Origin of the sequence: Polyangium sp. y55x31 (assembly GCF_029946505.1) — a bacterium.
Lineage (GTDB): Bacteria > Myxococcota_A > Polyangia > Polyangiales > Polyangiaceae > Polyangium.
Genome location: NZ_JARZHG010000042.1, coordinates 35,109 through 47,428, shown reverse-complemented (window position 1 = coordinate 47,428; position 12,320 = coordinate 35,109). Strand labels below are relative to the sequence as shown.

Genomic DNA, 12,320 nt, shown 5'->3' with positions numbered 1-12,320 from the left:
CCGTCACCGCGAACGCGGCACGCGCACGAGCTTGTCGAGCAATCGTTCGAGCACGAGGTCCGGCGTGTCGCACAGGCCCACGTGCACCTCCGAGGTCTGGATCATCGTGCTGCGCGTGGCGACGAGCCAGGAGAAACGCTCTTTCCGCGAGAGCAGCCCGATCGGCCCGGCGTCGGGCCCGCCCTCGCAGATGCGCGGGATCGCCGCGAGGTGGCGGCGCACGGATTCGAGGTCCACGTCCGGCCAGAGCGTGAGCAGGCGCGCCTCGTCGAGCTCGATCCGCGCGCCGAGGTAATCGTGCGTGGAGCAATGAAGGATGACACCCGCATTCAGGCATTCGCCCCGATCGACGCGGGGGACGACACGCACGATGGCGTACTCAAACGAGTTCTTCGCGCGCACGCTCGGCCTCCGCGAGGATCAAGGGGAGCGCGGCGAGCCGCGCCGTGAGCCACGCGCCATACGCGGCGCGGTGGGCGTCGGGGGAAACGAATCCCATGTCGTCCGTGAGGAACTCGTCGGGGATCGCCTGCGCGACCCGCGTGAGAAACGCCTCGGACCACGCGGCCCGGAGGTGCGCCGCGGCCTCGGCGAGCGCGGTCGCCCACGGCAAGAGGACGTGCTTTCGTACGAACGTGAACGGATCCCGGCTCTCGGTGAGCGCATCCGCGGGGCCCCAGCCGTGGTGGAAGTACAGGGAGGCGCCGTGATCGATGAGCCAGATCGCGCGGTGCCAGGTCAAGAGGTTCGGGTTTTTCGGGGTGCGGTCGACGTTCGTGACGAACGAATCGAAGAGCACCACGCGGGAGGCATAAGCCGGATCCGGCGTGGGGCCCGCGACGGGGTCGAAGGTGACGCTGCCAGGCAGGTAATCGAGGGCGAGGTTCAGGCCGACGCTCGCGTCGAGCAGGTCGCTGATCTCGCGGTGCGGCTCGGCCCGGCCGAGCTCGGCGTCGAGCGTGATGAACACGAGCTCGGGGACGGAGAGCCCCGCGGCGCGCGCGAGCTCGCCCGCGACGAGCTCGGCGATGAGCGCCTTCGACCCCTGGGCCGCGCCGCGAAGCTTGACGACGTAGAGCCCATCGTCGTCGGCCTCGACGAGCGCGGGCACGGATCCTCCCTCGCGCAGCGGGGTGACGTACCGGACGGCGTTGACGGTGCGTAGCATGCGCGGCGCAGTCTAGGAGCTGCGCGCGGGAATGGAAAGAACGTTTCAGTTCGCGGGCGGAACCCAGTCGTCCCCGCTCTCGCACTCCGCCTTCGCCGCGGCCTCGTCCGGGTACTTGTCGTCGGTCTTGTAGTACCAGTTCGTCTGCAGGTGGCCGTCGATGTTGGTCGACTGGCAGCCACCCCAGGCGTCGGTCATGTCGCAGACCGCGCCTTCCTCGTACGAACCGCTCTTCGTCGCGGCCTTGAGCGTCTCGCAGACGCCCTCGAACGTGAGGAGCGAGGGGCCCTTGAAGTTGCGGACGTCGGTACACTGCGGCCGGTCGGGCCGGAGGTCGCAGCGGGCCTGCCTCGTGCCGAGCGGCGCCTGATCGAGGAGGTCCCCACACGCGAGGATGCCGAGGATCGGGAGGAGATACAGAAAGTTTCGCATGGAAGCAGATATCGCACGTCGGTAGGCCCGCGGCCTAGTTCCGGTGCGCGGCGTCCTCCTCGAAGATTCGCTCGAGCTCCGAGCCATACTGCTTCGCCGACTCGACGAGCGCCTTCTCGTCGTGGCGGTGGACGTACACCTTGCGGACCTGCGCCTCGTCGTATTCGGCGAACATACGCACGGTCTCACGCGCGTCGTCCGAGGGCAGGCCGAGCTCCTCGAGCGTGATCATGGCGGCTTCGAGGCTCCCCGCGAAGGTCTCCCGGATGATGTTCGTGACGCCCGCGCCGAGCAGCGCGTAGGCATGCTGCCGGTTGCGGGCGCGCGCGACGATCCTGAGGTGCGGGAAATGCGACTGAACGACGTGCAGCGTGCGCATCGAGGCGTCCATGTCGTCGATCGCGAGCACGATGAGGCGCGCCCGCTCCGCGCCCGCCGCGCGGAGGAGATCCACGCGGGAGGCGTCGCCGTAATAGATTTCGTTTCCATACCGGCGGACGAAATCGACGTGCGTGGGGCTCGCGTCGAGCGCGGTGAACGGGATGCGCTTGACCCGCAGGATACGGCCGACGATCTGCCCGAAGCGGCCAAACCCGGCGATGATGACGCTGCTGCCGTCGTCGCGGATGTCGTCGAAGGAGCGGCGATCCGCGGCGGCGAGGCTCTTCGCGATGCGGTCGCGGGCCAGGAAGAGGAGCGGCGTCATGGCCATGGAGAGGGTCACGACCACGACGAGCAGCTCCGTGGTTTCGGGCTTCAGGACCGTGGCGCCGCGGGCCACGCCGAAGATGACGAACGCGAACTCGCCGCCCTGCGAGATGGACACGCCGAGGCTCGCCGCCGAGCGCCGGCTGAGCTTCGCGGCGACGCCGAGCCCATAGAGGACGGCCATCTTCACGAGGACGAGCGCGACGACGAGGCCGATCACGAGCAGCGGGCGATCTTTGATGAGGCGCAGGTTCGCGGACATGCCGACGGCCATGAAAAACAGGCCGAGGAGCAGGCCCTTGAACGGCTCGATGTCGGCTTCGAGCTCGTGCCGGTACTCCGAATCGGCGAGGAGCACGCCGGCGATGAACGCGCCGAGCGCCATCGAGAGCCCGACGCTCGCCATGACGAGCGCGGTGCCGAGGACGACGAGCAGCGCGGTGGCCGTGGAGAGCTCGTGGCTCTGGGCCTCGGCGATGAAGCGGAACGCGGGGCGCAAAAGGTAGCGGCCGGAAATGACGAGCCCCGCGATCACGGCCACGATGATGAGGCCGTGCGTGAGCGGGCTGCCGGGCGCGTTCTTGGGCTCCGGGCCGAGCAGCGGGACGAGCGCGAGGACCGGGATCGCCGCGACGTCCTGGAAGAGCAGGACCCCGAACGCGGTGCGGCCGTGCGGCGCGCCGAGCTCGTTTTTCTCGCCGAGGATCTGCGTGGCGAAGGCCGTCGAGGACATCGAGACGCCCACGCCGGCGACGACGGCGGCGGGGAGGGGCGCGCCGAGGGCGAGGCCGAGCATCGTGACGACCGCGGTCGTGAGCGCGACCTGGGCGCCGCCGAGGCCGAACACGGTGCCCCTCATGCTCCACAAGCGGCTCGGCTGGAGCTCGAGCCCGATGAGGAACAGGAGGAACACGACGCCGAGCTCGGCGATGTGAAGGATCTGGTCGACGTCCTGGATGAGCCGAAGGCCCGACGGGCCAATCAGCGCGCCGGCGGCGAGATAACCGAGCACGGTGCCGAGGCCGATGCGCCGGAAGACGGAGACGGCGACGACGGCTGCGACGAGGAAAATGGCGGATTGGGTCAGCATTGCGGGGGAATCGAGGAGGAGAGACGAGGTTGACGGAAAAACCCTGCCGCGACCATCAGGGAAGCGCCCCGATCCCGACGATCGCCTGCGAGACCTCTGCCCATTTCGTCGATGACGGTTCGATCACGTCGAAATGATCGCCGCCCTCGACGACCCTCAGCGTGAGGTCCTTTTCGCCGGCCGCTTTCGCGGCGTCGAGGTAATGGGAGCTCATCACGAGGGGGACGATGCCGTCCGCGTCCCCGTGGACGAGGATCTGTCGCACGCCGATCGGCAAGAGCGCGCGCGGAGAAGCCTCGGCATACCGCGCGGGGACCTCGGTCGAGCTGCCCCCGAGGAGTTTTGCCGCCGCGCCGCCGCAGACGCCGAGGTCGACGGATTCGGCGAGATCGAGGACGCCGGCGAGGGAGACGGCGCCGGCGACGGGGAGGGGATTGGCGCCGCGAAGGGGATTGTCGGCGGCGAGGCGGGGCCGCGCGGCGACCCAGACGGCGAGGTGTCCGCCGGCGGAATGGCCGACCGTGAAGACTTTTGTCGTATCGAGGTGGTGCATCGGGGCGAGATCGCGGAGTTTGTCCACGGCGAGGCCGACGTCGGTGAGCGTGGCCGGATACCCGCCGCCGGGTTCGCCGAGGCGGCGGTATTCGACGTTCCAGGTGGCGAAACCCACCTTCGTGAGGGATTCGCTCATCCCGTCCATTTGGTCCTTGCCATAGGCTTTGTGCCAGCAGCCTCCGTGCAGGATCACCATCACGGGATGCGGGCCTCGGCCTTGCGGGACGCGCAGATCCCCGAACTGCGAGGGATCCGGGCCGTACGAGAGGCGCAAGGGCCCGACCGGCGCACCGCCGCCGGTGGACGAGGACGCGGGCTCCGGGGGTTTGCCGGCCTCGGGGCCGGCGCAGCCGGAGAGCAGCGCAAGGGAAATGACGAGGCCGAGGCGGCGAAGCGGAGTGTGTCGAGCGGCGCGCGAGCGCATCGGCCCCTTGTATCAGAACGGGGAGGGGATGCGCAGCTCAGGGCAGGGGACAGAGCGCCGTTTCTTCGTCGGGACGCGCGTCCCGGACCACATTTCCCGCGGCATCGAGGATCCCGAGCGGCCCGTCGGGGCCCCGCTCCGCGATTCGACGATTTTCGGCGTCGTAAAGGATCGTGCGTCGCCCGCGGATCTCTTTCAGGTTCCCGTTCGTGCAATAGAAAAACTCTTTCGCCGCGAGGCCCTGCTCGTCGAAGACCAGCGCCGAGCGGACGGCGCCTTTGCCGTCGATGCGGCGCACCCACCGCCCGACGCCCCGGCCACGCTCGTACCGGCCGGAGAGCTCGATCCATCGATCGCCGTCGCGCTCCCACGTAACCGCCGGGCCGTCGAGGTGCAGGTGATCGATGCGGAAACTGTCGCAATGCGCGGGATCCTTGCAGACGCGGAATTCGCCGCTCGCCCAGCCGCCCTCGTATTGCCCGGACCAACGCAGCGCCCCCGTCGCCGCGTCCTTCACCGTCCAGTCCCCGATCATGCCGCCATTCTTGCAAGTGCCAGAGACCCGGTCCCCACCGGCGAGGCGCTCGCAATGGCCGTCGGACACGCGGTTGCAGAGGTTTTCCTGGCCGATCACGTGCGCTGGCAAGGACGTGGTGTCCACCTGGGGCGGCGATGGCGTCACGGCCGCGCATTCGCGCGGGAAAACCCGGGTGATGGGGCCGATCAGCATGTTCCCCTCGAACCAGAAGAGGGCGATGATCATGGCGGCCGTGAGGAGGCGCAAGCCCCAGCGGATGCGGGGATCGTCTTTTTTCATCGCGTCAGCGCATCCCGGCAGAGCCTGTCGACGCGGGCGAGCAGCGTGGGGAGCCGGTGCGGTCCGTGCATCGATCGGACCCACGCCGCCGCTTCCTCCGGCGTCGCGCCCGCGGCCGTGACGTGGAGCGGTTTTTCACTCTTGCCCCGCTTCACCGCGACGGCGGGCGCGTCGCCGTGGAACGCCGTCTTCGCCACGCCGACGACCACGACCCGCCCGCCGAGCGCCTCGAAGAGCCGCGCCCCGAGCCCCGGCCGCCCGTCCGCCGAGAGCCACACGTAGCCGTCCACGACGACGACGTCGGGCAGCGGGTCGACCTTTTGCAACAAACCGAGGAGCGGGGGCAGCTCGCGCCGATAAAAGGCGCCGGGCTCGTAGGGGGCGACCTCAGAGGTGCGCGCGGTGAGCTCCTTCGCGGCGACGGCGTCATCCCAGCGGTGGAAGAGCAAGCCGGCGGCGACGGCGAAAGAATCGTCCGGCGCGTAGGCGACGTCGACGCAGGCGAACATGCGCCGCAGGGTAGCTGGTTTTCGGGGCCGCGGGGCATCTCCTCGCGGAGGCCCCTGCAGTCGCGCCCCGCAGGTGAGTTTGCGTTGTGGTGCCGCACCGAACTTGGCATCATGACGCGATGGGGAACCTACCGCCTGGGCCGCGCACCAGCATCACGAGCCTCGTTCGATACATGCGGGATCCCATCGGCTGCATGCAGCCGCTCACGAAAAAGTACGGGCCCACGTTCACCTTCCCGGGCGATCCCCCGCTCGTCATGACAGGTGATCCCGCGGGCATCAAAGCCGTCTACACGGCCGATCCGGACACGTTCGAGCCCCTCAATCAAGACCTCGGCGTCTTCGTCGGCCCCCGCTCGCTCATCCTCGCGAGCGGGGAAAGCCACAAGCGGGCGCGCAAGCTCATGATGCCCCCGTTTCACGGAGCTCGCATGCGCGCCTACGGCGAGCAGATGGTGCGGCTCGCCGCGGAGCGCGGCGCGGGCTTCCAGATCGGACAAACCGTCACGATGTCCGACGTCCTGCAGGAGCTCTCCCTCGACGTCATCCTGCAGGTCGTCTTCGGCGTCACCGAGCGCGCCGGCATGCAGGCGCTGGCCAAGCTCCTGCTCGAAATCACGAATGGCATCTCGCCGCTGCTCGCGATCTTCCCCGCGCTGCGCCGCGAATTCGGGGGCATCGGCCCCTACGCCCGCTTCATGGAGCGCCGCCGCCGCCTCCACGCCGCGCTCGACGAGCTCATTGCAAAAGGCCGCGCCGCAGGGCCCCGCGACGACATCCTGAGCCTCTTGCTCGCGGCGCGCACCGAGGACGGGCAGCCGATGGACGACGACGAGATCCGCGATCAGCTCATCCTCCTCGTGTTCGCCGGGCACGAGACGACGGCGATCGCCATCGCCTGGGCCCTTTACGCGCTCCATCGGCCCGAAAATGCCGCCGTGCTCGGGCGCCTCCGCGACGAGCTTTTGTCCCTCGGGCCCGATCCCGAACCGGAAAACCTCGGAAAGCACCCGTACCTCGAGGCCGTGTGCAACGAGACGCTCCGCCGCTACCCGCTCGCGCCCGCGCCGGCGCCCCGCAAGCTCCTCCGGCCCCTCGATGTGGCGGGCTACAGCCTGCCGGCGGGCACGGGCGTGGTCGCGGCGATTTCGGTCGCCCATTTCCGTGAGGACGTCTATCCGGACCCGCAGCGATTCTCGCCCGAGCGATTCCTCGACCGCCAATACTCGCCGTTCGAATTCCTGCCGTACGGCGGCGGCGCGCGGCGTTGCCTCGGCGCGGCCATGGCGAGCTACGAGATGAAGCTCGTGCTCGGGACGCTGCTCCGGCGTCACAAGTTGCGGCTCGCATCGGAAAAGCTCGACAACGGCGCCGTGCGCGCCGCCAATGCGGGGCCGAGGCACGGCGTGCGGATGATCGTCGAGGAGCGCCTGGCGTAAACGTGTCGAGTGCTTGACGCCCGTCCATGCATGGTGCTCCCATGTGCTCATGCGTACTTCACTTCGATGGATTTGCTTCGTTGGAATGGGTGTTCTGTGGGCTTCCGGCTGCGGCGGAGGCGGAGGCGGCGCCGGGGGGAGCGGCGGCACCGCCGGCGTCGGCGGGAGCGGCGGCGTCGGCGGGAGCGGCGGCGTCGGCGGGAGCGGCGGCGTCGGCGGTGTCGGCGGCGAGGGCGGGGCGTTCGAGGGCGTGGTCCTCGAGCTGACGGATACCTATCGGACCGAAAGTGGGGAGGTCACGAAGATCCGGGACCTCGGGATGTTCACGTCGATCGAGGCGCGGATCCTGCTCGGGGACGGCGCGACGCAAAAATTCTCCGGCGCGCTCTCGGCGGATGGAAAACGATTCGAGATCCCCGGCGTGCCCGAGGGCCCGTACTGGCTCGCGTTCACGGTCCCGCCGCCCGCGGGCTCGATGAACGGCTGGCCGCGGCTCGAGCTCTTCCGGCTCACGGCCCGGACCGTCGACATCGGCCGCGTCTTCGCGGGGCGCCCCGATGTCGTCGGCGGCACGCAGGACTTCGACGTCTCGATCACGGCGGACGGGCTCACGAACTGGCAGCAGGACAACTTCTCGGACTCAATCGAGTTTTATTCGTACAACGCCGACGCCGACGGGGTGCTCAGCCCGGACCCGTCCGTGCCGGGAATGCCGGGCGAGGGCGGGACGGCATTTTCGAATTACCCGTTCCCGTGGCTCATCAACCTGTACCCGGCGTCGCGGGATGGCAGCGTGCTGCCGCTCGTCGACGGTACGAAGGGGGACATCCTCCAGGTCACGCACATGGTGAACGACCGCGTCCCCAATGCCGCGAATCTCGACGTCCCCTGGTCGAACGCCCATTACGACGCGGCCCGCGCCTCGTTCTCGACGACCGCCGTCAGCATGAAGGACGGACTGTCCGCGTCGGTCACGGGCACCTTCCAGCCGCTCACGCAATCTACGTTCGACGTCGATTACAAGGGAAGCGCGTTCCTCGCGGAGATCGAGCAAAACGGCCCGGCGACGCCGCGCCTCGTCTCCGCCTCGCTGGGGCTCTTCCAGGAACCCGGCGGGGACATCGCCATCAATGGCAACATCCCGCAGCTCTTCACGATGTACGTGGCGAGCGTGGACGTCCCCGTGGATCCGGCCTGCTTTCCCGACGAGAACGGCGCGTGCGACCCCGTCGCCTGCGCGGCCGGCTGCAACGCCGCGACGAAGCTCGCCGCGCCGGGGGATTATGCGGGCACGTTCTCGTATGGCAATCCGTACACGCACGGCAAGCCGCACGCGAACATGGCGCTCACGTTCCAGTCGCGGATGCAGCACCCGATCGCGGGCACGTCGGAGCGGCTGAACGGCATCTTCGCCATCGACATGCCGATCGACGACGCGATCGGAAAACCGTTCGTGCCGCTCTTCGGCCTACCCCGCAACGTGAAGGTCGACGGCAAGACCTTGCCCGTCGATCAGGCGACGACCGCGATCGGCACGACGCCCACCGTCACGTGGGATCCGCCGGCCACCGGGACCCCGGAGTATTACCGGGTCGTGGCCGTCCTGCTCGACGACGTCACGACGGCCCTCGGGACACTCACGCCGCGGACGAACGTGCTCGTGGCCCGGACGACGGAGACGTCATTCACGATCCCGACGGGCGTGCTCCAGACGGGCCGGTATTACCACATCCTCGTCTCCGCGGACGTGGGTGGTCCTTTCGAAGCACCCTTCCGGCCCACGGGGAAAACGACCGGGCGCGCGCAGACGTACACGGGCATGTTCACGCCCTGAGCGAGTTCGCTCTTCAGAAGGGATCAAACGCGTCGTAATGGCGGACGCGGGCGATCTTCCCCTCTCGCACATCGAAGAAAAACGCGCACGCCGCGCGCATCGTCGCGCCCTTCGCGAGCGAGCCGAGCGGAATCGCGAGGACGCCGGTCCACTCGATCTCCAGCACGGCCTGCGTCGTATCACCGAACGCGCGAAACACCCGGTACCGCTGCTCCGCGAAGATCGTCTTGCCCTTCTCGACCCCCGCCCGCATCGCCGCGAGGTCTCGCCGCGCGCCCGAGGCGAAGATCCGGTTCGGTAGCTCCACCTCCTCGACGTCGTCGGTGACGAGCCCCCGGATGTCCCCGCCGACCTGGACCGTCTCCACGAAGGCGCGCGCGAGGTCGACGGCGGAGGAAACGTTCTGCGTTTCGTTCATGCCGCGCCACGTAGGGTCGCATCACGAGGACATCCAGACCTGCCGGGGCCGGCCCGCCCTTCACTCCTTCGGCGCGTTCGGCCCCGTCGGCCCCGCGGGCGGAGGCCTTCGCGGGGGACGTGTGCGGCGCGGCAACTTTCGTTCTTCCGGCGCGAAATTCGCGTCCCGGACGCGCTGCACCAGCGTGCGGAAGACACGCTCGAGGCCCACGGCGATCTCCGGCTTCTCCCCGCAAAGCGTGAGCGCGGCGGCCACGGATTCGAGCGTCGAGACGTACTCGCGCCGCGGCTCGGCGCGCAGCCGGCCGTAGATCGAGGGCTTCGTGGGCCGCAGGTTCATGCGGTTCATCTTGTTGAGCCAGGGATTGCGCCACCAGAGGGTCTTCGCCTTCGACCACGTCCCGTCGAGCACGATGATCCCCTCGAGCTCCTTGGGATCGAGGGGCGCGCCGCGCCTCGTGGTGACGTCGCTCTGCGCTTCGCTGTCGGGGAAGAGGACCGCCCACTTGCGAGGGTCGACGTCCTCCTCGCCGAGCGCGTGCCCGAGATTGCGCCAGCTCAGGCCCACGACGAGCTGCGCCTTCGGCAGGCTGGCGAGGAGGATCTGCGCCGAGCCGAGCAGCGCGTCCTGCTCCTGCGGGTGCTGCAAGATCAGCACGCGGCGGTCCGTCGGGTACGAGACGATGCGATCACAGACGCAAGCAGCGGTCGGGCGGCGGCAGGTGTCACAGGCGGGGAGCACGGCGTCACGTTACCACGCCGCGGGGGCAGGGGAGCGCCATCAACGCGCGGCGGCTTCGCACACTGTGACCTCGGGGACGAACACCGAGAGCACCTCCCCGCAACGACAAGGCAGATAGACGCTCGCGACGAACGCGCTCAGGTTGCGCCGGGACTCGAGCTCGTCGCCGTCCGGCAGGTGCACGACGAGCGCGCGTTTCCGGAAGGTGACCGCGAGCCCATCGGCCTCGTGCTTGCCGTTGAAGGATCCGTGGTCGAAGGCGCCGAGCAGCGTGAAGAGCCCATCCTCGCGGAGCTTCGCGCGGGAGGGCGAGCGGAAGCCGCGCGAGACCTGGAGGACCGGATCGAGCTGCGGGACGTCGCCTTCGAGCGGGAGCCTTTCGAGCCGGGTGAGCTCTCGATTGCCGAACCAGTGAATGCCCCGCCGCCCGTAGAGCTGGAAGAAATAGGGAATGTCGCCGCGGGCGAGCTGCTCCGTCTCCGCGTCGAGCAGCGGCGGCCATAACGATGCAGCATCGGAGCGCGCACGGACGTATTCGTCGGTCCCGCGCAAACAGACCCGAATGGGCATGTCCCCGAGCTCCGGCAGGCTCGCGAAGACGTCAGCGATCTTGCGGGCATGACGCTCCAAAAAGGCGAGCGTGCGGAGGTACGCGCTCGCCATCGCGACCAGATCGGCCGGGTCGACCGGCTTGCCGAGATACGGCAGCACGCGCCGGACCCCGGCGGCGTGGCGGCAAACCGCGGCGTATTCGGGATCGGCGTCGGGCAAGAGCTTCGTCTCGGTCGGGAGCGAGAGGTCCGCGAGGATCATCTCGATGTCGAGCGGCGCGAACACCACCTGGCCGCGCGTATCGACGCCGAGCACGAGGTTTTCCCAGTGCAAGTCGGCGACCCCGAGAAAACTCCAGAGCGCGAGCGAGCGGCCCACGATACGCGCGAGCCCGCGCCGCTGCTCGGGCGAAGGCAGGGGCAGCGGCTCCAGCGAGACGGCCTCCACCTCGCCGCCGTCGCGGGCTCGTGGGGAGGAAAACTTCAGATCGGGGAGAAAACCGAACGTGTCGGCGCCGAGCCCGTCCCGTTCGGCGGTCTCGGCGAGGAAACGCCGGAGGGGGCTCTCCGCCGCGAGGAGGAGCCACTCCCAGAAGACCGTGCGGGGCTTCGAGATGCGGCCGTCCTTGCGGGTGACGCGTCGGCCGAAGTTGTGGGCGTCGCCGAGGTGGGGGCGTGCGTCGGACATCGAGGGGCGATTCTACACGGAACTCGTTTGGCGGCACGGTACCGGCGCGAGCGCGAAGCGCCGCCCCGCCGCTTCGAGGCTCCGCCTCTTGGTGGTCTCGGGATCAGCCTTGACGGGACGGGCCACGAGGAGACGGCATCGGGGTACGGGCACGCGCCGTCGAGTGTTCCCGGGAGGAAGGCGCGAAATCCCGGGGAACATGGGGAGCTTGCACGGCACGAGCGCGCTGTAGTAGAGCCCCGCCGCGATGAACCTCTCCAAGACCATTTCCTCGTCGTTCCTGCTTGCCACTGTCGTCCTCGGCGCCGCTTGCGGCGGAGCCGCGACGCCCGCCCCCGAGACGCCCGCGGACGCGCCCGCTGCCGCCGCAGAGCCCGCCGCGGAGCCCGCCGCCCCGTCGACCCCGGCCCCCGAAGCCGCGCCGACCGCAAAGGCGCCCGCCGCCGAAGCCCCGAAGCCCGCCGCCGACGTCGTCGCACCGCTCACCAAGCCGGCCTCGACGTATCAGATCGCCGGCAAGAGCCTGAGCGAGATCGAGCAGCCGGATCTCCGCGAAGCCTTCAAAGCGAGCCCGTGGAAGACGGTCGACGGCACAAACAGCTACTTCGTCGAAGGCGTCTACGAGGCGCACACGTTCGACGTCGAGAACGGCGCCAAGAAGGCACGCGTGCGCCTCGTGCGTCCCACGAAAAAGCCCGAAAAGTCGAACATCGCGAACCTCACGGCGCGCTCGCTCATCGACGGCGACGCCGCGAAGGAGCACGGAATGGACGAGTTCAAGGGCGCCGCCATCGGCGTCGTCGCCGACGAACCGGCCGACGTGATCCTCGCGATCGCGCTGGAGAAGGGCACCGAGAAGGACGCCAAGGCAGCCCTCGCGACGGTGCTCCCGGCGGCGGGCAAAGCGAAGAAGTAGCAGGCGCCGGGGGCGTGGAGCCGGGGCGCC

The 12,320-nt window shown here is 69.2% G+C and carries 13 protein-coding genes; 3 read left to right on the top strand and 10 right to left on the bottom strand.

Annotated elements, in window-relative coordinates; translation table 11 throughout:
- Positions 1–3 precede the first annotated feature (3 nt).
- Genes QHF84_RS42255 through QHF84_RS42225 form a run of 7 tightly spaced genes read right to left on the bottom strand, consistent with a single transcriptional unit; the run spans position 4 to position 5,703 of the window.
- Entirely contained in the window at positions 4–402 is a 399-nt protein-coding gene (locus tag QHF84_RS42255; RefSeq protein WP_348652926.1) for a DUF3037 domain-containing protein, read from the bottom strand.
- Positions 380–1,168 (bottom strand): HipA family kinase, encoded by a 789-nt coding sequence (locus QHF84_RS42250; RefSeq protein ID WP_281319248.1) that lies wholly within the window; start codon positions 1,166–1,168, stop codon positions 380–382. The genes QHF84_RS42255 and QHF84_RS42250 overlap by 23 nt, the downstream gene beginning before the upstream one ends.
- A gap of 45 nt (positions 1,169–1,213) precedes the next feature.
- On the bottom strand, positions 1,214–1,600 hold the full coding sequence (locus tag QHF84_RS42245) for a hypothetical protein (RefSeq protein WP_281319247.1): 387 nt from the start codon (positions 1,598–1,600) through the stop codon (positions 1,214–1,216).
- Between the two features lie 34 nt (positions 1,601–1,634).
- Complete coding sequence (locus QHF84_RS42240; protein WP_281319246.1) at positions 1,635–3,398, bottom strand: monovalent cation:proton antiporter-2 (CPA2) family protein; 1,764 nt, start codon at positions 3,396–3,398, stop codon at positions 1,635–1,637.
- Between the two features lie 55 nt (positions 3,399–3,453).
- Complete coding sequence (locus tag QHF84_RS42235; RefSeq protein WP_281319245.1) at positions 3,454–4,377, bottom strand: alpha/beta hydrolase; 924 nt, start codon at positions 4,375–4,377, stop codon at positions 3,454–3,456.
- 37 nt (positions 4,378–4,414) lie between these two features.
- Positions 4,415–5,194 (bottom strand): hypothetical protein, encoded by a 780-nt coding sequence (locus QHF84_RS42230; RefSeq protein WP_281319244.1) that lies wholly within the window; start codon positions 5,192–5,194, stop codon positions 4,415–4,417.
- The gene (locus QHF84_RS42225; protein ID WP_281319243.1) at positions 5,191–5,703 is read right to left on the bottom strand and encodes an endonuclease V; all 513 of its coding nucleotides are present in this window, start codon (positions 5,701–5,703) and stop codon (positions 5,191–5,193) included. The genes QHF84_RS42230 and QHF84_RS42225 overlap by 4 nt, the downstream gene beginning before the upstream one ends.
- Before the next feature lie 119 nt (positions 5,704–5,822).
- Between QHF84_RS42225 and QHF84_RS42220 the strand changes: the two genes are divergently transcribed.
- Both QHF84_RS42220 and QHF84_RS42215 read left to right on the top strand, forming a co-directional pair.
- Positions 5,823–7,142, top strand: a complete 1,320-nt coding sequence (locus tag QHF84_RS42220; protein WP_281319242.1) for a cytochrome P450 — start codon at positions 5,823–5,825, stop codon at positions 7,140–7,142.
- An 85-nt stretch (positions 7,143–7,227) separates the two neighbouring features.
- A complete protein-coding gene (locus QHF84_RS42215) occupies positions 7,228–8,976 on the top strand; it encodes a hypothetical protein (RefSeq protein WP_281319241.1) in 1,749 nt (582 codons plus the stop codon).
- 13 nt (positions 8,977–8,989) lie between these two features.
- Here QHF84_RS42215 and QHF84_RS42210 read toward each other — a convergent pair whose 3' ends face one another.
- Genes QHF84_RS42210 through QHF84_RS42200 form a run of 3 tightly spaced genes read right to left on the bottom strand, consistent with a single transcriptional unit; the run spans position 8,990 to position 11,374 of the window.
- Complete coding sequence (locus QHF84_RS42210) at positions 8,990–9,394, bottom strand: nuclear transport factor 2 family protein (protein WP_281319240.1); 405 nt, start codon at positions 9,392–9,394, stop codon at positions 8,990–8,992.
- Positions 9,395–9,454: 60 nt separating this feature from the next.
- A complete protein-coding gene (locus tag QHF84_RS42205; RefSeq protein WP_281319239.1) occupies positions 9,455–10,135 on the bottom strand; it encodes a tRNA-uridine aminocarboxypropyltransferase in 681 nt (226 codons plus the stop codon).
- A gap of 39 nt (positions 10,136–10,174) precedes the next feature.
- Positions 10,175–11,374, bottom strand: coding sequence for a hypothetical protein (locus tag QHF84_RS42200; RefSeq protein WP_281319238.1), 1,200 nt, complete (start codon positions 11,372–11,374; stop codon positions 10,175–10,177).
- A gap of 247 nt (positions 11,375–11,621) precedes the next feature.
- On the opposite strand from QHF84_RS42200, the gene QHF84_RS42195 reads away from it, so the two are divergent.
- Positions 11,622–12,290, top strand: coding sequence for a hypothetical protein (locus tag QHF84_RS42195; RefSeq protein WP_281319237.1), 669 nt, complete (start codon positions 11,622–11,624; stop codon positions 12,288–12,290).
- Positions 12,291–12,320: the final 30 nt, after the last annotated feature.